This is a genomic window from Streptomyces sp. NPDC020597, from assembly GCF_044335095.1.
Lineage (GTDB): Bacteria > Actinomycetota > Actinomycetes > Streptomycetales > Streptomycetaceae > Streptomyces.
Genome location: NZ_JBIRUL010000012.1, coordinates 1 through 20,739, shown reverse-complemented (window position 1 = coordinate 20,739; position 20,739 = coordinate 1). Strand labels below are relative to the sequence as shown.

Here is a 20,739-nt window from a genome sequence, read left to right as displayed (position 1 = left end):
CCCCGCACCCCCGGGCCCGCCCGTCTCCCCCGTGGCACCCTTGACGCATGCCCGAAGGTGACACCGTCCGGCAGACCGCGAGGCGACTGCACGACGCCCTCGCGGGCAAGGTGCTGACCCGGTCCGATCTGCGCGTCCCCAGGTTCGCCACCTCCGACCTCACCGGCCGCGCCGTCCTCGGCGTCACCGCGCGCGGCAAACACCTCCTCACCCGGGTCGAAGGCGGCCTGACACTGCACTCACATCTGCGGATGGACGGCTCGTGGAAGGTGTACCCGAACGGCCGGCGCTGGACCGGCGGCCCGGAGCACCAGATCCGGGCCGTTCTCGGCACCCATGACCGCACGGCCGTCGGCTACCGCCTGCCCGTTCTCGAGCTGCTGCGCACCGGCGAGGAGGAGCGGGCCGTCGGCCACCTCGGTCCCGACCTGCTGGGCCCCGACTGGGACCCGGACCAGGCCCTCGCCAACCTCCTCGCCGACCCGGCCCGCGCCCTCGGCGAAGCCCTCCTCGACCAACGCAATCTCGCCGGCATCGGGAACGTGTTCAAAAGCGAGCTCTGTTTCCTCCTCGGCGCCACGCCGTGGCTGCCGGTCGGCACACTCCCCGCCGATCGCGCCGCGAAGCTCCCCGCCCTGGCGAAGAAGCTCCTGGAGGCCAACCGCGACCGCCCGAACCGCAACACGACAGGTCGCCGCGGGCAGGACCTCTTCGTCTACGGCCGCGCCTTCCGCCCCTGTCTTCGCTGCGGCGCCCCGATCCGGGTGGCCGACCAGGGCGACGGCTCCCGGGAGCGCCCCACGTACTGGTGCCCCGTCTGCCAGACGGGCCCGGTCCCGGCTCCCGGGTCCCCGCCGGCGCGGCACACCCGCCCCCGTCCCCACACCACGCGGTGAACGTCGAGTGGGCGACGACTGATTGACGGACCGTCAGAAATCCTCGTACCGTCCTTTCATGGCCGTGAAGGCGTACGACCTCACCGGACGCATCGCATTCGTCACCGGCGCCGCCAGCGGAATCGGCCGCGCCTGTGCCGTTCTGCTGGCCCAGGCGGGCGCCACCGTGCACGGAGCGGACCGGGACGCCCAGGGCCTGCACGAGACGGCGACGCTGATCAAGGCGCAGGGCGGCGCCGCCCACACCCACCATCTCGACGTCACGGACCGGGTCCAGGTGCGGCAGGCCGTTCAGTCGTGCGAACGCCTCGACGTCATGGCGGCGGTCGCCGGGATCATGCACAGCAGTCCGGTCCTGGAGACCCGCGACGAGGACCTCGACCGCGTTCTGGCCGTCAACTTCAAGGGCGTGCTGTACGCGTGCCAGGAGGCGGCCCGGCTGATGATGGCAGGCGGTGCGGGCGGCAGCATCGTCACCATGGCGTCCGGCGCCGTCGACACCGGCGGCCCCGGACTGCTCTGCTACGGCGCCGCCAAGGCTGCCGTCGTCCAGCTGACGAAGACCCTGGCGACCGAGGTGGGCCGGCACGGAATCCGCGTCAACGCCGTCGCCCCGGGCTGGATCCGCACCCCGATGACCGATCGCCGCGACACCGGCGCACAGGCGCACACGGAGGCGCTCATGTCCCGGATGTCACCGCTGGGCCGGGTCGGTGAACCGGAGGACATCGCCCACGCCGTCCTGCATCTGGCCTCGGACGCGTCGGCGTTCACGACGGGCCAGATCCTCCGCCCGAACGGCGGCGTGGCCATGCCCTGGTAGCCGACGGCGTCGCCGGACCACCGCCGGGCCGTACCTCCGTACCCACCGCCGTCCGACCGACATGGCCCCTACACGTCAGTCCCTCCGCACGCGGCCGCCCGCACCCGTGGTCCCCTCCCCGGGACCCCCTCCCTCGTCGCCCCGCCCCCCCGTCGGCCCGTCCCGGATCCCCGCAGCCCCCGGGCGCGCAGGGGCGTCCGGCCCCCCGCCACGCGCTCCGCCACCGCCCGTCGGCGACCACGCCCACGGCCCGCGCCTTGGCCGCACAGTGCACGGGAAGCAGGCTCAGCCCCCAGCCGCCGGCCGCGACCGTGCCCTCCAGCACACCGGCGTCCGGCGCCACCGCGAGCCTCACCACAGCCCACCACCACAGAGCCCCCGCACCCAGACCCAGGCCGGCGACGGCCACCCGCCCACGCACCCCTCCCCGTCCCCGACCGCCCCCGGCTATCCGCCTCGTCACAGCGCCATCAGCTCCCGTCGGCCCGAGTCCCACCCGGTGCGCTCCCGCACACGGAACGCCTCCCTCCCCCCGGGCCCCTTGCCGCCCGGCCCATGCCCGCCCCGCCGCAGCCCGTGAGAGGGGCGGACCGCGCCGACGTCCACGCCGCGGCCACGCCCCGGGACGACGACGCTAACCGCGCGTCCCCGCGCCGGGCAGGGCGCACGCATGGCACACCGGCGCACCACGCAGTCCGCCACGCCGCATCCACGCCCCGTGACCCGGGCGAGGCACCCGGAGCAGCACGCCACCGGACCGCTCGCACGGCCCGCAGCCGCGCGCCGCCGGACGGCCGGCACCACCCGTGCAAGTCCGCCGCCCGAAACCGGCAGAACCACCCGTGACCGCCCACCGCCCACCCGTGACCGCCCACCGCCCGACCCCGGCCGAACGCCCCGGGGCATCACGCCCGGCCCGCCCGCCCGGCCCGCAGGCCCCGCCGTACGATCCGGCAGGGCCGCGGCCTCACGCGTTCTCCGCCTGGAACATCCAGTGATGCTTCTCGAGATCGGCGGTGATCCCGATGAAGATGTCCTGGCTCACCGGGTCGGCGTCGCCGGTGGCCGCCACCCGTTCCCGCATCCGGGTGATCACCGCCCCCAGTGCGGCGACCAGCGTCCCGATCGCGTCGGAGTCCTTGACCCAGCCCTCGGCCACCGCGTCGATCCCACTGCCGGAGGCCACGGTCGCCGCGCGTCCGTCCGGCGAGACGCCCAGCGCGGACGCGCGCTCCGCCACGGTGTCGGAGTGGGCGCGGGCGACGTCCACGACCTCGTCGAGCTGCAGGTGCACGGACCGGAAACGCGGCCCGACGACGTTCCAGTGGACCTGTTTCGCGACCAGCGACAGATCGACCAGATCGACCAGCGCGCCCTGGAGCGCCTGCGAGACGACTTTCAGGTCGGCGTCGGACAGGGGACTCTTCACGACGTACATCCGTACCTCCGGTGATCGGCCCCCGCAGTGCCCCTCCACGATGACCTCGACCACCGGCTCCGGCAAACGGACCCGGGACGCGAAAACCCCGACCGCACCTCCTCCGGATCTCCCGGAGAAGCCCCGGCCGGGGCCTCACACTTGCCAGTGCACGTACCTGCGCACGTGCCCGCGCCGGCTCACAGGCCGACGCACGTGCGTCTCACGCGGCGACCACGTCCACCGCCTCGGCGGGCGCCTTGATGGTCACCCGCTCCGGAGGCACACCGGTCACCGACACGGAACCCAGCATCGGACGAACCGACGTGGGCACAGGCTGACTGGGGGTGGCCGCTGCAGACTGTGCCAGCTCCGCGAGGGCGAGCTCGTCGCTCACTTCCCGCATGAGCTCGGACATCCGTACGTCCAGCGCGTCGCAGATGGCGGAGAGCAGCTCGGAAGATGCCTCCTTCTGCCCCCGCTCCACCTCGGAGAGATAGCCGAGTGAGACTCGGGCGGACGAGGAGACTTCGCGCAGAGTACGGCCCTGGCGCTGGCGCTGCCGACGCAGCACGTCACCCAGCAGGCGACGGAGCAGAATCATCGGTGGCTCCCTCCTCGGACCGCGTAGCCGCATCCTTCACGCCCCACCGTACCGCCTCGCGCTGCGGCCGTGCGGGGAGCGATGTCGTGTTCACTCAGGGCTGCAAACATCAAAACCCCCCGTTCTGTTCCGTATCCTGTGCCCGCTCGTTCCCGGTCTGTTCGCCCGCAAGCTCGCTCAGGAGCAGTGCGAGTACGCTCCGTACACTCTCTCTACGAATTTCCGCCCGGTCGCCGTTCAACCGCAGGGCCTCCACTTTTCCGCCAGCGGCAGAACCGGGTTCCGGGCCGAACGGTCCGTCCACGGCCACGAAGACCGTCCCCACGGGCCGTCCGTCCTGGGCGTCCGGGCCGGCCACGCCGGTGGTCGCCAGACCCCAGTCGGCGCCCAGCGCCTTGCGCACGCCGGCCGCCATCTGCGCCGCGACCTGGGCGTCCACCGCTCCCCGCGCCGCCAGCAGGCCGGCGTCGACGCCGAGCAGCCGGTGCTTGAGCTCGGTGGCGTACGCCGTCACCGAGCCGCGGAAGACCCGGGACGCGCCGGGGACCGATGTGACCTCCGCCGCGACCAGGCCGCCGGTCAGCGACTCGGCCACGGCGAGCGTGCCGCCCGTCGCTGTGAGTAGTCGCACCACTTCGGCGGCCGGGGAACTCACTCCTGCGTCTCCTTGGCCGCGGCGCGCTCGGCGATGCCCGCCCGGCGCAGCACGACGGCCTGTCTCACGTAGTCGAGCCCGGTCACCACGGTCAGGACGACCGCCGCGGCCATCACCCACCACCTCAGGGTCGCCAGCCATCCCGTCAGCGCCAGGACGTACATCCCGACTGCGATGCCCTGGACGAGCGTCTTCAGCTTCCCGCCACGGCTGGCCGGGATGACGCCGTAGCGGATGACCACGAAACGCATCAGGGTGATCCCGAGTTCCCTGCCGAGGATCACGATCGTCACCCACCACGGCAGGTCGCCGAGCGAGGAGAGGCAGATCAGCGCCGCTCCCATGATCGCCTTGTCGGCGATGGGGTCGGCGATCTTCCCGAAGTCGGTGACGAGGTTGTACGTGCGGGCCAGATGCCCGTCGAACAGATCGGTGATCATGGCGACGGCGAAGGCGGCCCAGGCGAACGAGCGCCACGCCGGGTCGTAGCCGCCGTCGGCCAGCATCAGCGCGACGAAGCCGGGCACCAGGATCAGCCGGAGCATCGTCAGGAGATTGGCGATGTTCCACACGCTGGCCTGGTTGACGGCGGCTGCCGCGAGCTTCGCGCCCCGCGGCGGCCGTGCGTCGCCCTCCGGGTCGGCGAGCGCGGCGACGTCCGCGGCGGTGGGGCCCAGGGCCGTCACCGTGGCCTGCTCGCTCTCCGTGGCCGGCGCGGCGGCGGGCTGCGCGGCGGCCGACGCGTGCGAGGAGCCGCCTGCGGCCGATGCCGGAACACCCGTCATCTGCCCGCCTCCTCACTACACCCGAACGAGCCCTGCAGGGGCTCGGCCACCAGGTCGACGCCTTCCGTGCCGATCACCTTCGCCTCGACCATACGACCGATGCCCAGGCCTTCGCCCGACGTGAGCCGCACCTGGCCGTCGGTCTCCGGCGCCTGGTGCTCGGCACGGCCGTGCACGCCCTCGTCGTCGATCGACTCCACGAGCACGTGGACGGTCTCGCCGAGCCGTTCCTCGGCGCGCTGGGAGACGAGCTCCTCGGCCAGCCGGGAGACCCGGGCGAGCCGCTCGGCGACGACGTCCACGTCGAGCTTGCCGTCGTACGTCGCGGCCTCGGTGCCGTCCTCGTCGGAGTAGCCGAAGACGCCGATCGCGTCGAGCCGTGCCCCCTCCAGGAAGCGCTCCAGCTCCGCCAGGTCGGCCTCCGACTCGCCGGGGAAGCCCACGATGAAGTTGGAGCGCACGCCTGCCTGGGGCGCCTTGCCGCGGATGGTGTCCAGGAGCTCCAGGAAGCGGTCGGTGTCGCCGAAGCGGCGCATCGCGCGCAGCACGCCGGGCGCGGAGTGCTGGAAGGACAGGTCGAAGTAGGGCGCGATCTTCGGCGTCGAGGTCAGCACGTCGATCAGGCCGGGCCGCATCTCGGCGGGCTGGAGGTAGCTGACACGCACCCGCTCCAGGCCGTCGACCTCGGCGAGCTCGGGCAGCAACGACTCCAGCAGGCGGATGTCGCCGAGGTCCTTGCCGTAGGAGGTGTTGTTCTCGGAGACCAGCATGACCTCCTTCACACCCTGCTCGGCCAGCCACCGCGTCTCGTTCAGCACGTCGCTCGGCCGGCGCGAGATGAAGGAGCCGCGGAAGGACGGGATGGCGCAGAAGGAGCAGCGCCGGTCGCAGCCGGAGGCGAGCTTGACGGAGGCGACCGGAGCGCCGTCCAGCCGTCGGCGCAGGGGGGCGCGGGGGCCGGACTGCGGGGCGAGGCCCTCGGGCAGGTCGGTCGGCGCACCGTGGCCGGGCAGCGCGACATCGGTCGCCGACTGGCGCTCGGCCGGGCTGATCGGCAGCAGTTTGCGCCGGTCACGCGGGGTGTGGGAGGCGTGGATGCCGCCGTTCAGAATGGTCTGGAGGCGGTCGGAGATGTCGGTGTAGTCGTCGAAACCGAGCACGCCGTCGGCTTCGGGAAGGGCCTCGGCGAGCTCCTTGCCGTACCGCTCGGCCATGCAGCCCACCGCCACGACGGCTCGGGTTCTGCCGTGCCCCTTGAGGTCGTTGGCCTCGAGGAGGGCGTCGACGGAGTCCTTCTTGGCGGCGTCGACGAAGCCGCAGGTGTTGACGACGGCGACGTCCGCGTCCTCGGCGTCCTCTACGAGCTGCCAGCCGTCCGCCTCCAAACGGCCTGCGAGCTCCTCCGAGTCCACCTCGTTGCGGGCGCAGCCAAGAGTGACGAGTGCGACGGTACGGCGTTCAGGCATGGGCTCAAGACTACTTTGTCCTGCCGACAGCGGACGTCGACGGGGTTGACGATCTTCGCCGACCCCGTCGTACGCCCCCGCCGCACCGGGAAACGCCCGCTCATCCGACCTGCGGGTCGCCCTTGGTGTACGTCAGCCGCTCCACCGCGCCCGGCTGGAAGTCGTCGTTCAGCTTCTTGCCGTTGACGTACAGATCGACGGCGCCGGCGTCGCCGAGGATGAGATTGATCTTCTGGCTGTCCTGGAAGGTCCGGGAGGCGCCCTTCTTGAGCAGGTCGTCGAAGAGCAGACGGCCCGTGTGGTCCTTGACGGAGACCCAGCTGCGTCCGTCGGCGGCGACGACCTGGACGGTCACCTTGTCCTGCGGCGCCGCGGCGATGGCGCTGTCGGAGGGTTCCGGCTTCTCGTCGACGGGCTTCTCGGTCTTCGGCGTGGGCGAGGCGGTCTTGCCGGTCGTGGGCGTCGCGCCGTCGGCGACCTGGTCCTGCGACCCCTCGTCGCCGCCCTGGAAGGCGGTGAAGCCGACGAAGCCGACGACCGCGACGATCGCGGCGACCATGGCAGCGGTCCAGTTGGGTCCGCGGCGCTCGGGGCGGATGCGTTCCGCTTCGAACATGGGCGCGGCGGGGGTAGGCGCGGGGCGGCCGCCGTGGGTGGCGTCGTAGCGGTCGATCAGGGGGACCGGATCCAGGTGGACGGCCCGGGCCACGGTCCGGATGTGCCCGCGCGCGTAGACGTCCCCGCCGCAGGGGGTGAAGTCGTCGGCCTCGATGGCGTGCACGATGGCGATGCGCACCCGGGTGGCCGTGCTGACGTCGTCGACGGTCAGCCCGGCCGCGATGCGCGCCTGCTGCAGGGCACGACCGATGGAGAAGGGGGCTTCCTCGGACGGGTCTTCGAACGGACGCTCGTCTTCAGGGGAGTTGCCGATGGACACGGGGGCGCCTTTCGAGCGTGTAGCCACCTGTGCTGGAGGTTCAGTCTAGGGGGGGTGCCGAAGTGAGGGGCAACCGGACGGTAGGACTTTGTACGCCATCGGTATGGTCCGGACACATCGATAACGGGCCGGTCACGGGCCCCGGCGGGGTACCGCAACCTGTCTCTCGCTCAACTGGACGTACGGCAAAGGGAAACGGTTGCTCAGCGTTTTCTAACGGGTGAGTCACGGCCGGCGCCCGTTCCCTCGACTGACGTCTACCCCTCAGACTGCCCTCGGATCACCGCGAGGACGCCGTCCAACTCGTCCGGCTTCACCAGAACGTCACGCGCCTTGGATCCCTCACTCGGCCCGACGATGTTCCGCGACTCCATGAGGTCCATCAGCCGGCCCGCCTTGGCGAAGCCGACCCGCAGCTTGCGCTGGAGCATGGACGTCGATCCGAACTGGGTGGAGACGACCAGTTCGGCCGCCTGGCACAGCAGGTCCAGGTCGTCGCCGATGTCCTCGTCGATCTCCTTCTTCTGTTTCGTGCCCACGGTGACGTCGTCCCGGAAGACCGGGGCCATCTGGTCCTTGCAGTGCTGGACGACGGTCGCGACCTCGGCCTCGGTCACGAAGGCGCCCTGCATACGGGTGGGCTTGTTCGCGCCCATCGGCAGGAACAGTCCGTCGCCCTTGCCGATCAGCTTCTCGGCGCCCGGCTGGTCGAGGATGACCCGCGAGTCGGCGAGCGAGGACGTGGCGAACGCGAGCCGCGACGGCACGTTCGCCTTGATCAGACCGGTGACGACGTCGACCGACGGGCGCTGCGTGGCCAGCACGAGGTGGATTCCCGCCGCGCGCGCGAGCTGCGTGATGCGCACGATGGAGTCCTCCACGTCCCGCGGCGCGACCATCATCAGGTCGGCGAGCTCGTCGACGATCACCAGCAGGTAGGGGTACGGCTGGAGCTCGCGCTCACTGCCCTCGGGCGACTTGACGCTCCCCTCGCGCACGGCACGGTTGAAGTCGTCGATGTGCCGGTAGCCGTACGCGGCGAGGTCGTCGTAGCGCAGGTCCATCTCGCGGACGACCCACTGCAGCGCCTCGGCGGCCCTCTTCGGGTTGGTGATGATCGGCGTGATCAGGTGCGGGATGCCCTCGTAGGCCGTCAGCTCCACACGCTTGGGGTCGACGAGGATCATCCGGACGTCCTCGGGGGTCGCCCGCATCATGACCGAGGTGATCAGACAGTTGATGCATGACGACTTGCCGGAGCCGGTGGCGCCGGCGACCAGGATGTGCGGCATCTTCGCCAGCGAGTGCATGACGTAACCGCCTTCGACGTCCTTTCCGAAGGCGACCAGCATCGGGTCGTCGTCCTCGGCGGACTCGGCCAGGCGCAGCACGTCGCCCAGGTTGACCATCTCGCGGTCGGTGTTCGGGATCTCGATGCCGACCGCGGACTTGCCGGGGATGGGGCTGATGATCCGCACGTCGGGGCTGGCGACGGCGTAGGCGATGTTCTTGGCGAGGGCGGTGATCCGCTCCACCTTCACGGCGGGGCCGAGCTCGACCTCGTAGCGGGTGACCGTCGGGCCGCGGGTGAAGCCGGTGACGGCGGCGTCGACCTTGAACTCGGTGAAGACGTTCGTCAGCGATGCGACGACGGCGTCGTTGGCCGCGCTGCGGGCCTTGCCGGGGCCGCCGCGCTCCAGGAGGTCGAGGGAGGGCAGGGCGTAGGTGATGTCGCCGGAGAGCTGGAGCTGCTCGGCGCGCGGCGGCAGCTCGCGCGAGTGTTCGGGAGCCGACTTGGTGAGGTCCGGTACGGTCCCGTCGGTCTTGAGCTTCTCCTGCTTGGGGCGCGACGCCGGCGCGGGGACGGGCGCGGCGCCCGGCGTCGGCACGGGTGTCGGCGTCGTCGGCTCCCGGTCGCCCACACTCACGCCCTGGGTGAGGTCGGCGACGATCCGCGAGGGCGGCATCCCGTGCAGAACGGCGCCGTCCAGGTCGGCCGCGGCGGCCGCCGCGATGTCCACGGCGTCCGGCTGCCGGTCCATGGCCGGTTGCGGCACCGCCGAGCGCCGGGGCCGGCCGCGCCGCTGCGCGAGGGCGTCCTGCTCCGCGCTGTCGGGGTCGTACGCCTCGGGCGGGCCCGAGCGCCGCCGGGGGCGGCCCGGCAGCGCCTCGCGCCACTGCTCGTCGTAGCGCTCGTCGTCCGAGAACTCGTCGTACTCGTACGTCTCGGGATCGTGCAGCACGCCCAGCCGCACCCCGAGCTGCCGCAGCCGCTGCGGGATCGCGTTGACGGGGGTCGCTGTGACGACGAGCAGCCCGAAGACCGTGAGCAGCACCAGCAGCGGCACGGCGAGCACCTCGCCCATGGCATAGGTCAGCGGCGTCGCCGCGCCCCAGCCGATGAGACCGCCCGCGTCCCTTATGGCCTGCATGCCGGCGCTGCGCGCGGGCGCTCCGCAGGCGATGTGGACCTGCCCGAGCACGCCGACGACGAGCGCGGACAGCCCGATCACGATGCGGCCGTTGGCCTCCGGCTTCTCCGGGTGCCGGATGAAGCGCACGGCGATGACCGCCAGCAGTATCGGCACGAGCAGGTCGAGCCTGCCGAACGAGCCGGTCACCAGGATCTCGACGAGGTCCCCGACGGGGCCGCGCAGATCCGCCCAGGTGCCCGCGGCGACGATCAGGGCGAGGCCGAGCAGCAGCAGCGCGACGCCGTCCTTGCGGTGGGCCGGGTCGAGGTTCTTCGCGCCGTTCCCTATGCCGCGGAACACCGCGCCCACGGCGTGCGCCAGCCCGAGCCAGACGGCGCGGACGAGCCGGTAGACGCCCCCGGTGGGATTGGGCGCCGGCGCGGGCGCGGGCTTCCTCGCCGCTGCCTTCCTGGCGGGCGGCTTCTTCGCCGGCGTCTTCTTCGCGGCGACCTTCTTCGCGGCGACCTTCTTCGCGGCGGCCTGCTTCGCCACAGCCTTCGCGGGAGCCGCCGCCTTCTTGGCGGGCTGCTTCTTGGCTGCGGAAGGACGTGGGGCCATGGAGGTGAGGTTACCGGTGGAGACCGCAAGGGACACGCGTGCCCACTGCTTCACCCGTTCGTGTCGCCTTCGCCGACACCCCGAGCTGACGCGCCCGCTGTGCGGAAAGAGGGAACTGACGCGTTGTCATGCACGACTTCGTGCGCCGTACGCGTCAGTTCCGTTCAGTTCTGCGACGACACGGAGGCCGTACCGCTGCCGGCGCCCGGCTCCAGGGCGTCCAGCGCCCGGCGCAGGCCCGTGAGTTTGCGCTCCAGATGGGCGGCCGTGGCCACCGCCGCCGCGTCGGCCGACTCGTCGTCGAGCTGCTTGGACAGCGCCTCCGCCTGCTCCTCGACGGCCGCGAGCCGCGCGGACAGCTCGGCGAGCAGACCGGCCGCCTCCTTGGCCCCGCCCGCGGCGGCCTTGCCGCCACCGCCCTCCAACTGCAGCCGCAGCAGAGCTGCCTGCTCACGCAGCTGACAGTTCTTCATGTACAGCTCGACGAACACCGAGACCTTCGCGCGCAGCACCCACGGGTCGAACGGCTTGGAGATGTAGTCCACCGCGCCCGCCGCGTAACCGCGGAAGGTGTGGTGCGGCCCGTGGTTGATCGCGGTGAGGAAGATGATCGGGATGTCCCGGGTCCGCTCCCGCCGCTTGATGTGCGCGGCCGTCTCGAAACCGTCCATTCCCGGCATCTGGACGTCCAGCAGAATGACCGCGAAGTCGTCCGTCAGCAGTGCCTTGAGCGCTTCTTCCCCGGACGATGCCCGCACCAGCGTCTGATCGAGCGCCGAGAGGATCGCCTCCAGCGCCAGCAGATTCTCCGGCCGGTCATCGACCAGGAGGATCTTGGCCTTCTGCACCATGGCCCGCCCTCCTCGCCCCGGCAGTGCACCGGGCGCCGCCCCTGGGGACGACTCCGTTGCGCCGCCCTTCCTTGTGCCGGTCATGGTAGCCGCACCCCGACCGTCGCCACACCCTGTCACCGTGATGTCACTGTGCACGTAGCAGGAACGCAGCAGAAGACCAGAAGGTTCCCCGAATTCCGCCCCGCTACACGGCATCGGCCACCCTGAGTCAACAACGGTGGACGACCCCCGAGAGTTCCCGGCGCGCGGGAGGCGCCGATCACGCCGGGCGCCCCCGTCACTCGCCCCGCATCCACTGCTCCATCACGGTCAACAGGTGATCGGGGTCGACGGGCTTCGTCACGTAGTCGGAGGCGCCGGACTCGATCGCCTTCTCCCGGTCCCCCTTCATCGCCTTCGCCGTCAGCGCGATGATCGGCAGACCCGAGAACTGGGGCATCCGACGGATCGCACTCGTCGTCGCATAGCCGTCCATCTCGGGCATCATGATGTCCATCAGGACGACCGCCACGTCGTCGTGCTGTTCCAGGACCTCGATGCCCTCCCGTCCGTTCTCCGCGTACAGCACCGACAGGCCGTGCTGCTCCAGGACGCTGGTCAGCGCGAACACGTTGCGGATGTCGTCGTCGACGATCAGCACCTTCTCACCGCCGAACCGGATGCCCGGACGCGTCTGCGTCCCCGTCTGCTGTCCGCGGGAGGGCCACTGCTCCGGCCTGCCGACCTGCTCACCGCTCACCATGCGGCGGCGACGCCGGAAGAGGGCCGCCGGGCCGTTCTGCGCGTCCTGGTACGACTTCACCTCGGCCGGCATCCGGATCTCCGTCCCGGACAGCTCCGACGGCTCGACCGCCCCGTTCTCGGAGGCCACCAGGTCGCCGGCCTCCAGTGCGGGCACGATCTGCTGGTAGCCCTGCGGCGGCAGCTCGCTCGGATGCAGCGGCAGGTACAGCGTGAACGTCGATCCGCGGCCCGTCTCGCTCTGCGCGTGAATCTCGCCGCCGAGCAGCTGCGCGATCTCCCGCGAGATCGACAGCCCGAGGCCGGTACCGCCGTACTTGCGGCTGGTGGTGCCGTCCGCCTGCTTGAACGCCTCGAAGATCACCCGCATCTTGCTGGCAGCGATCCCGATGCCGGTGTCGGTCACCGAGAACGCGATCAGCGGCGCGTCCGCGTCGGTCAGCGAACCCGCTTCGAGCAGCTGCTCGCGGATCGCCACCGGCACCTCCGCCCCGGCCGGCCGGATGACCAGCTCGACCGACCCCGAGTCGGTGAACTTCACCGCGTTGGACAGCAGGTTGCGCAGCACCTGCAGAAGCCGCTGCTCGTCGGTGTGCAGCGTGGCCGGCAGCTCCGGCGACACCCGCACCGACAGGTCGAGCCCCTTCTCGGCGGTCAGCGGACGGAAGGTGGCCTCCACGTAGTCCACCAGCTGGACGAGCGCGATCCGCGTCGGCGAGACGTCCATCTTGCCCGCCTCGACCTTCGACAGGTCGAGGATGTCGTTGATCAGCTGCAGCAGGTCCGAACCGGCCCCGTGGATCGTCTCGGCGAACTCGACCTGCTTGGGCGTGAGGTTGGTGTCCGCGTTGTCGGCGAGCAGCTTGGCGAGGATCAGCAGCGAGTTCAGCGGCGTGCGCAGCTCGTGCGACATGTTCGCCAGGAACTCGCTCTTGTAGCGCATCGACACCGCGAGCTGCTCGGCACGCTCCTCCAGGACCTGGCGCGCCTCCTCGATCTCGGTGTTCTTCACCTCGATGTCGCGGTTCTGCCGGGCCAGCAACTCGGCCTTCTCCTCCAGTTCCGCGTTGGACGCCTGCAGCGCCTTCTGCCGCTGTTCCAACTCGGCCGACCGCTCGCGCAGTTGCTCGGTCAGCTCCTGGGACTGCTTCAGCAGCTGCTCCGTCTTGGTGTTGACGGAGATCGTGTTGACGCTGGTCGCGATCATCTCGGCGAGCTGGTTGAGGAAGTCCTTCTGGATCTGCGTGAACGGCGTGAACGACGCCAGCTCGATCACGCCGAGCACCTGCCCCTCGAACAGCACCGGCAGCACGATCACCTGCGCGGGCGGCGCCTCGCCGAGCCCCGAGGAGATCTTCAGGTAGCCGCTCGGGGCGTTCGCGACGAGGATCGTGCGCTTCTCCTCGGCCGCCGTCCCCACCAGCGCCTCGCCCGGCCGGAACGACGACGGCATCGATCCCATCGAGTAGCCGTACGAGCCCAGCATCCGCAGCTCGTACAGGTCGGCGTCGCCGTCCGCCGGCGGCATCGCCAGGAAGAACGCGCCGTGCTGCGCGGCCACCAGGGGCGGCAGCTCGCTCATGATCAGCGAGGCCACGTCCTGGAGGTCGCGCCGGCCCTGCATCAGGGCGGACACGCGCGCGAGGTTGCCCTTGAGCCAGTCCTGCTCCTTGTTCGCGATCGTGGTGTCACGCAGGTTGGCGATCATCTTGTTGATGTAGTCCTGGAGCTCCTGGATCTCCCCGGACGCGTCCACGTCGATCTTCAGGTTCAGGTCGCCGCGCGTCACCGCCGTCGCCACGCGCGCGATGGCCCGCACCTGCCGGGTCAGGTTCCCGGCCATCTCGTTCACCGACTCGGTCAGGTCTCGCCAGGTGCCGTCGACGTCACGCACGCGTGCCTGACCGCCCAGCTGCCCCTCGGTGCCCACCTCGCGGGCGACGCGGGTGACCTCCTCGGCGAACGACGACAGCTGGTCGACCATCGTGTTGATGGTCGTCTTCAGCTCGAGGATCTCCCCGCGCGCGTCGATGTCGATCTTCTTCGTCAGGTCGCCCTTGGCGATGGCCGTCGTGACCATGGCGATGTTGCGCACCTGACCGGTCAGGTTGGACGCCATGCCGTTCACCGAGTCGGTGAGGTCCTTCCAGGTGCCCGCCACACCCGGCACATGCGCCTGCCCGCCCAGGATGCCGTCCGTGCCCACCTCACGGGCCACCTTGGTGACCTGCTCGGCGAACGAACTCAGCGTCTTCACCATGGTGTTGAAGGTGTCGGCGAGCTGCTGGACCTCGCCGCGCGCCTCGATCGTCACCGTGCGGGTCAGGTCGCCGTTGGCGACGGCCGCCGCGACCTGGGAGATGTTGCGCACCTGCATGGTCAGGTTCTTGGCCATCAGGTTGACGTTGTCGGTGAGGTCCTTCCAGATGCCCGTGACGCCCGAGGCGTACGCCTGACCGCCCAGGATGCCCTCGGTGCCCACCTCACGGGCCACCCGGGTCACCTGCTCCGCGAACGAGGACAGCTGATCGACCATCGTGTTCACGGTGGTGACGAGCTCGAGGATCTCGCCCTTGGCGTCGACGGTGATCTTCTTCGACAGATCTCCCTTGGCGACCGCGGTCGTGACATCGGCGATCTGGCGCACCTGGATGGTCAGGTTGTTCGCCATGAAGTTCACCGACTGCGTGAGGTCCTTCCAGGTGCCGGAGACGCCCTGCACCTCGGCCTGTCCGCCGAGCTGCCCCTCCGTACCCACCTCACGGGCCACCCGCGTGACCTCCTGGGCGAACGACGACAGCTGGTCGACCATCGTGTTCAGGGTGTTCTTCAGCTCCAGGATCTCCCCGCGCGCGTCCACGGTGATCTTCTGGGAGAGGTCTCCGCGGGCCACCGCCGTAGCCACCTGTGCGATGTTGCGCACCTGTGCGGTGAGGTTCCCGGCCATGCCGTTCACCGAGTCCGTCAGGTCCCGCCACACGCCCGCCACGCCGGGCACCTGCGCCTGACCGCCCAGCCGGCCCTCGGTACCCACGTCACGCGCGACCCGGGTCACCTGGTCGGCGAACGCGGACAGCTGGTCCACCATCGTGTTGATGGTGTTCTTCAGCTCGAGGATCTCCCCGCGCGCGTCCACGTCGATCTTCTGCGACAGGTCGCCCCGCGCCACCGCCGTCGTCACCTGCGCGATGTTGCGCACCTGCGAGGTCAGGTTCCCCGCCATGGAGTTCACGGAGTCCGTGAGCTCCTTCCAGGTGCCCGAGACGCCGTCCACCCGCGCCTGACCGCCCAGCCGGCCCTCGGTGCCCACGTCCCGCGCCATGCGCGTCACCTGGTCGGCGAACGACGACAGCTGGTCCACCATGGTGTTCACGGTGTTCTTCAGCTGCGCCATCTCGCCGGACACGTCCACGGTGACCTTCTGCGAAAGGTCGCCGTTGGCCACCGCCGTGGTGACCTGCGCGATGTTCCTCACCTGTCCGGTGAGATTCCTGAACGCCGTGTTGACGGAGTCCGTCAGGTCCTTCCAGGTGCCGGCCGCGCCCGACACCTGCGCCTGACCGCCCAGCTCGCCCTCGACACCGATCTCGCGCGCCACGCGCGTGACCTCTGCACCGAAGGCCGACAGCTGGTCGACCATCCCGTTGACGGTGTTCTTCAGCTCCAGCATCTCGCCGGCCACGTCCACCGTGACCTTCTGCGACAGATCACCGCTGGCCACGGCCGTCGTCACCGCCGCGATGTCCCGCACCTGCGTCGTGAGGTTGCGGAAGACCGTGTTGACGGAGTCCGTCAGGTCCTTCCAGGTGCCGGCCGCGCCCGGCACGTTCGCCTGGCCGCCCAGCTGCCCCGCGGCGCCCACCTCGTTGGCGACACGCGTGACCTCGTCGGCGAAGGTGCGCAGCGTCTCGGTCATCTGGTTGATCGTGTCGGCGAGCTGCGCGACCTCGCCGCGCGCCGACACCGTCACCTTCTGCGACAGGTCGCCGTTGGCGACCGCCGTCGTCACCTCCGCGATCCCGCGCACCTGGGCCGTCAGGTTCCCGGCCATGGTGTTCACCGAATCGGTGAGTTCCTTCCACACACCGTCGACACCGGACACCTGCGCCTGGCCGCCGAGGATGCCCTCGGTGCCCACCTCGCGGGCGACCCGCGTCACCTCGACCGAGAACGCGGAGAGCTGATCCACCATCGTGTTGACGGTGTTCTTCAGCTCGAGCATCTCGCCCTCGACGTGAACCGTCACCTTCCGTGACAGATCACCCTTGGCCACCGCCGTCGTCACCAGCGCGATGTCCCGCACCTGCGCAGTCAGCCGGTACGCCATGGTGTTGACGGACTCCGTGAGGTCCTTCCACGAACCGGACATGCCGCGCACCTGTGCCTGCCCGCCCAGCTTGCCCTCGGTGCCCACCTCGCTGGCCACGCGCGTGACCTCGTCGGTGAACGTCGACAGCTGGTCGACGAGGTTGTTGACGGTCCGCCCGACCTTCAGGAACTCCCCGCGCAACGGCTGCCCGGCCGCCCCGTCCGGGGTCTGCGTCCTGAGCTCCATGCGGGGCGACAGATCGCCCTCGGCCACCGCCGACAGCACCCGCCCGACCTCGGAGACCGGCCTGACCAGGTCGTCGACCAGCGCGTTCGAGTTGTCGACGGCCGTCGCCCAGGACCCCTCGCAGGCTCCCGTCTCCAGCCGCTCGGTGAGCTTCCCCTCACGCCCCACCATGCGTCGCACCCGCGACAGCTCGCCCGTGAGATGCAGATTGCGATCCGCCACCTCGTTGAACACCGCGGCGATCTCCGACATCACGCCGTCGCCGGAAACCGTGAGCCGCTTGCGGAAATTGCCCTCCCGCATGGACACCAGAGCGACCAGCAAACGGTTCAGAGCTGCCGTGTCCACGACAGTGGTCCCGCCGCGTGGTGTACGCGGCCTGCTCAGAGACTGTCCGCCTTTCGCGCGCGTCTTAGTGCCCCGCGTCGCTGCGCCAGACTCCACTTGTCCCTCCCGCAGGGGTCGACCGTTACCGCTGTGCCTGGGTGCTACTTTTCGCCATGCCCGTTACTTCTGGGTATCCCCGCCCGATCAAACCAGGCGGGACCCGGGAGCTACTGCCCCCTGTGCTCAGAAGACACCCAGTCTGCCCGGACCTTCACAACAAGCCTGCCCAGTGTTTCACCCTTGCCGAACCAGGCCATAACAGTTCGGCAGCTTCGCACATCGTCCGCACACCCCTGGGCGGAACTGCGCCGACCGGCATCCGCGGGGACCGGGATGGTAAGTAACCTTGCATGCGGCCTCCCAGCCACGCCGGTCCCGCCGGCCTGGGCGGTGGCACGAGCACGAGCGGGCATCGGAGGGGCGGCCGCACACATGACCACCGGACTGATCCCGGGGGGACAGACCCCGGACCCCCGGTCCTCAGGCACGCGTCCGCCGCACCAGCGAGGCGACCTGTCCGGCCGGGGAGCCCTGCACGTCGACGACCGGCCGAGGAGTTCTGTGATCACCGCGCGCGCGGCTGCCAGCTTCGAGCCCGTGGGGCGATCCGTGGCGACCGCCCGCGCCTTCGTCCGCGACACCCTCCAGGGGTGGGGCTTCGCGGACATCGTCGACGACGCGGTGGTCCTCACCAGCGAACTGGTGACCAACGCGGTCGTCCACGCCGGCACCCACGCGGATGTCCTGTGCCTGCGCAGCGACGACGGTGTCCGCATCGAGGTGGCCGACCGGTACCCGGAGCGTGAGATCCCCCTCCAGGGCTCCCCCGCGACCATGGGCAGTCCCGACCGCGAGGGCGGCCGCGGCCTCCAGCTGTGCGCGGCCATCGCCGCCCGTTGGGGCGTCGAGTACACCCCCACCCGCAAGCAGGTCTGGTTCCAACTCGATCTGCCCGACCGCCCGGTGGGCACCCGCACTGCCGGCCCGTCGCTCCCCGCCGACCTCCTGCCCCTCGCCGACAGCCGGGTACGCGTCGCCGTCGTCCAGATCGACCGCGTCGGAGTCGTCTCCGCCTGGAACGAGGACGCCGAGGAACTGTTCGGCTACCCCGCCGACCAGGTCACCGGAAAGCCCCTCACCGACCTCGCCGCCTGGCCGCACACCCCGGGCACCAGCACCGGCATCGCCGAGGCGCTTCAGCTCTCCCGCTGGGAGGGCAGCTACGGCATCCGCGGCGCGGACGGCCGGGTCACCCCGGTCTACGCCTCCCACCTGCGCGTCCGGGACACCGACGGCGAGCCCTCCACGGTCTGCCTCCTCGTCCGGGACCACGAGCGCGCCGTCCTGCAGACCCCCTCGCGCGTCCCGTCCACGGACAACACCACCTCTTCCGACGGCCAGAGCACCGACCCTTTCGAGGTGTTCATCGGCTCACCGGCCCCCGACGATCTCGACGGCCTCCTCCAGCGCACGGTCGAACGCGCCCGTGACATGCTCGACGGCGACTCCGCCTTCCTCCTCCTTGCCACCGACGACGAGACCGAGCTGGAGGTCCGCGCCTCCACGGGTCTGCCCTCCGCCCGCCAGCGCTTCGCGCGCGTGCCCGTCGAGGCCGGCCCGGGGCGCTACGGCTCGGCCCGGATGCCGGCCGTCCACGAGGATCTCCTGGCCGTCCCCGGCGCGGTCCCCCTCCTGAACGGCACGGGCATGCGCTCGGTCGTCACGGTCCCGCTGAAGGTCGAGGGCCGCCTGACCGGTTCCCTCGGGGTGGCGGCCGAGACACAGGGCCGCTACTCCAACGAGGAGGCCCTGCGCCTGCAGTTCGCGGCCGACCGCATCGCGCTGGCCGTGGAGTCGGCCCGGCTCGGCGAGCTGGAGCGCCTTCGCCGAGGCTCCCTCAGCTTCCTCGTCGAGGCGTCCGACCTCCTCGCCGGCACCCTGGACCGCGACCAGACCCTCGCCCTGATGGCCCAGATGACCGTGCCCACGTTGGCGACGTGGTGCGCGGTCTACACGATCGCCGACCAGGCCTCCGACCCGTATCTCTCCTACGTCCTGCACGAGGACGAGGAGCTGATCGACGGCATCAAGTCGTTGCTCTCGAAGATCGCCCCGCCCGACCCGGTCCCCACGCCCGGCGCCCGCGTGTGGGGAGCCCCCGCCGCCGCGGCGCACGACGCGGCCCTGCGCAGTTCCATGCGCAGCCTCGGCCTGACCGGCGGCCCGACCCACCAGGTGGCCTCGGGCATCGGCCCCACCCTCGCCACGGCCTCCGCGGTCGGCGGCGAGACCGTCGTCCTTCCCCTGGTCGCCCGCAACCGCGTCATCGGCATGCTGACCCTCGGCAAGCCCACCGACGAGCACTTCCGTCAGGAAATCCTGGAGCTCGCCGAGGACCTGAGCCGCCGAGCGGCCCTCGCCCTCGACAACGCGCGCCTGTATTCGGAGCGCACGGCCATCAGCCAGGCCCTCCAGCGCAGCCTTCTCCCCCCGGAGACCCCCAAGATCGACGGCGTCGAGGTGGAGGTCATCTACCGGGCCGCCGGAGAGGGCAACGAGGTCGGCGGCGACTTCTACGACGTCTTTCCCATCCGCGAGGGCGTCTACGGCTTCGCCATCGGCGACGTCTGCGGCACGGGCCCGAACGCGGCGGCGGTCACCGGCCTCGCCCGGCACGCCCTTCGCCTGCTGGCCAGGGAGGGCCTCAGCGGTCCGGCCGTCCTCGAGCGTCTCAACTCCGCCATCCTCGACGAGGGCACCCGCAGCCGCTTCCTGACCCTCCTGTACGGCGAGATGCGCCCGCACGACGACGGCAGCGCGGAGTTGAAGGTCGTCTGCGCGGGCCACCCGCTCCCCCTCCGGCTCCGCCAGGACGGCACGGTCGAACCGGCCGCCGAACCCCAGCCGCTGCTGGGCGTCATGGAGGACCTGGAGCTCTACGAGCAGACCGTCATCCTCGACCCGGGCGACGTCCTGCTCTGCGTCACCGACGGAGTCACCGAGCGCCGCGAGGGCACCCGCATGCTGGGGGACGACGGCCTCGCCGACGTTCTCACCACCTGCACCGGTCTCACGGCCGGCGCGGTCGCCGCCCGCATCATGCGCGCGGTGGAACGCTTCGCGTCCGACGCCCCGTCGGACGACATGGCGATCCTGGCCATGCGCGTGGCATGAGAGAAGACCACCAATGAGAAAAGCCCCCACCCGAACGGGTGGAGGCGTTCTCTTTGTGGAGCCCCCTAACGGAATCGAACCGTTGACCTTCTCCTTACCATGGAGACGCTCTGCCGACTGAGCTAAGGGGGCTGGTCACTTCTCGAGGTTTCCCTCGCGGCAACGAAATAGAGCATACCCCGAAGGACCCGCTGTTCTCAAACTCGCTCACAGGCGTACCTGAAGCGATCCGTCGACCGTCACCGGTCAGGCCCGCTCGACTACGTCTCGCGCCTGACCGGATCCGAAACGCCGGCCGCCGACCGATTCGACACGCTTTGAACGCAGAAAACCCCCGTGCCGAATGGCACGGGGGTTTTCGCAATGATTGTTCGGCGGTGTCCTACTCTCCCACAGGGTCCCCCCTGCAGTAC

General features: G+C 70.7%; 12 protein-coding genes and 1 tRNA gene. 3 read left to right on the top strand and 10 right to left on the bottom strand.

The window, feature by feature from the left end:
- The first annotated feature begins 47 nt into the window (after positions 1-47).
- Positions 48-896 (top strand): DNA-formamidopyrimidine glycosylase family protein, encoded by an 849-nt coding sequence (locus tag ACH4ZA_RS21700; RefSeq protein ID WP_319277728.1) that lies wholly within the window; start codon positions 48-50, stop codon positions 894-896.
- Positions 897-954: 58 nt separating this feature from the next.
- Positions 955-1,719 (top strand): SDR family NAD(P)-dependent oxidoreductase, encoded by a 765-nt coding sequence (locus ACH4ZA_RS21695; protein ID WP_398431007.1) that lies wholly within the window; start codon positions 955-957, stop codon positions 1,717-1,719.
- A gap of 967 nt (positions 1,720-2,686) precedes the next feature.
- On the opposite strand, the gene ACH4ZA_RS21690 is transcribed toward ACH4ZA_RS21695, so the two are convergent.
- The 9 genes from ACH4ZA_RS21690 to ACH4ZA_RS21650 form a co-directional block, all read right to left on the bottom strand.
- A complete protein-coding gene (locus ACH4ZA_RS21690) occupies positions 2,687-3,157 on the bottom strand; it encodes a DNA starvation/stationary phase protection protein (protein ID WP_319277731.1) in 471 nt (156 codons plus the stop codon).
- Between the two features lie 202 nt (positions 3,158-3,359).
- Positions 3,360-3,740 carry a helix-turn-helix domain-containing protein gene (locus ACH4ZA_RS21685; RefSeq protein WP_057575292.1) on the bottom strand — a complete coding sequence of 127 codons (381 nt, stop codon included), beginning with the start codon at positions 3,738-3,740 and terminating at the stop codon, positions 3,360-3,362.
- Between the two features lie 109 nt (positions 3,741-3,849).
- Positions 3,850-4,395 (bottom strand): CinA family protein, encoded by a 546-nt coding sequence (locus ACH4ZA_RS21680; RefSeq protein ID WP_398431004.1) that lies wholly within the window; start codon positions 4,393-4,395, stop codon positions 3,850-3,852.
- Positions 4,392-5,180: a CDP-diacylglycerol--glycerol-3-phosphate 3-phosphatidyltransferase gene (gene pgsA / locus ACH4ZA_RS21675; protein WP_319277735.1), complete on the bottom strand. Its 789-nt coding sequence runs from the start codon at positions 5,178-5,180 to the stop codon at positions 4,392-4,394. Before pgsA ends, ACH4ZA_RS21680 begins: the two co-directional genes overlap by 4 nt.
- The gene (gene rimO, locus ACH4ZA_RS21670) at positions 5,177-6,646 is read right to left on the bottom strand and encodes a 30S ribosomal protein S12 methylthiotransferase RimO (RefSeq protein WP_319277736.1); all 1,470 of its coding nucleotides are present in this window, start codon (positions 6,644-6,646) and stop codon (positions 5,177-5,179) included. The genes pgsA and rimO overlap by 4 nt, the downstream gene beginning before the upstream one ends.
- A gap of 100 nt (positions 6,647-6,746) precedes the next feature.
- Positions 6,747-7,583: a RodZ domain-containing protein gene (locus tag ACH4ZA_RS21665; RefSeq protein WP_319277737.1), complete on the bottom strand. Its 837-nt coding sequence runs from the start codon at positions 7,581-7,583 to the stop codon at positions 6,747-6,749.
- A 257-nt stretch (positions 7,584-7,840) separates the two neighbouring features.
- Positions 7,841-10,615, bottom strand: a complete 2,775-nt coding sequence (locus tag ACH4ZA_RS21660; RefSeq protein WP_398431001.1) for a DNA translocase FtsK — start codon at positions 10,613-10,615, stop codon at positions 7,841-7,843.
- Between the two features lie 164 nt (positions 10,616-10,779).
- Positions 10,780-11,466: a response regulator gene (locus ACH4ZA_RS21655; protein ID WP_319277740.1), complete on the bottom strand. Its 687-nt coding sequence runs from the start codon at positions 11,464-11,466 to the stop codon at positions 10,780-10,782.
- Between the two features lie 280 nt (positions 11,467-11,746).
- A complete protein-coding gene (locus ACH4ZA_RS21650; RefSeq protein WP_319277742.1) occupies positions 11,747-17,209 on the bottom strand; it encodes a HAMP domain-containing protein in 5,463 nt (1,820 codons plus the stop codon).
- Positions 17,210-17,584: 375 nt separating this feature from the next.
- On the opposite strand from ACH4ZA_RS21650, the gene ACH4ZA_RS21645 reads away from it, so the two are divergent.
- Complete coding sequence (locus ACH4ZA_RS21645; RefSeq protein WP_319277744.1) at positions 17,585-20,326, top strand: SpoIIE family protein phosphatase; 2,742 nt, start codon at positions 17,585-17,587, stop codon at positions 20,324-20,326.
- A gap of 56 nt (positions 20,327-20,382) precedes the next feature.
- Here ACH4ZA_RS21645 and ACH4ZA_RS21640 read toward each other — a convergent pair.
- A tRNA-Thr gene (locus ACH4ZA_RS21640) sits at positions 20,383-20,458 on the bottom strand.
- Positions 20,459-20,739 lie beyond the last annotated feature (281 nt).

What these genes read in the sequence shown, in the direction of transcription:
- ACH4ZA_RS21700 (WP_319277728.1), top strand. Translation starts at nt 48, where the DNA reads ATGCCCGAAGGTGACACCGTCCGGCAGACCGCGAGGCGACTGCACGAC.
- ACH4ZA_RS21655 (WP_319277740.1), bottom strand. Translation starts at nt 11,466, where the DNA reads ATGGTGCAGAAGGCCAAGATCCTCCTGGTCGATGACCGGCCGGAGAAT.
- rimO (WP_319277736.1), bottom strand. Translation starts at nt 6,646, where the DNA reads ATGCCTGAACGCCGTACCGTCGCACTCGTCACTCTTGGCTGCGCCCGC.
- ACH4ZA_RS21695 (WP_398431007.1), top strand. Translation starts at nt 955, where the DNA reads ATGGCCGTGAAGGCGTACGACCTCACCGGACGCATCGCATTCGTCACC.
- ACH4ZA_RS21690 (WP_319277731.1), bottom strand. Translation starts at nt 3,157, where the DNA reads ATGTACGTCGTGAAGAGTCCCCTGTCCGACGCCGACCTGAAAGTCGTC.
- pgsA (WP_319277735.1), bottom strand. Translation starts at nt 5,180, where the DNA reads ATGACGGGTGTTCCGGCATCGGCCGCAGGCGGCTCCTCGCACGCGTCG.
- ACH4ZA_RS21645 (WP_319277744.1), top strand. Translation starts at nt 17,585, where the DNA reads ATGACCACCGGACTGATCCCGGGGGGACAGACCCCGGACCCCCGGTCC.
- ACH4ZA_RS21660 (WP_398431001.1), bottom strand. Translation starts at nt 10,615, where the DNA reads ATGGCCCCACGTCCTTCCGCAGCCAAGAAGCAGCCCGCCAAGAAGGCG.
- ACH4ZA_RS21685 (WP_057575292.1), bottom strand. Translation starts at nt 3,740, where the DNA reads ATGATTCTGCTCCGTCGCCTGCTGGGTGACGTGCTGCGTCGGCAGCGC.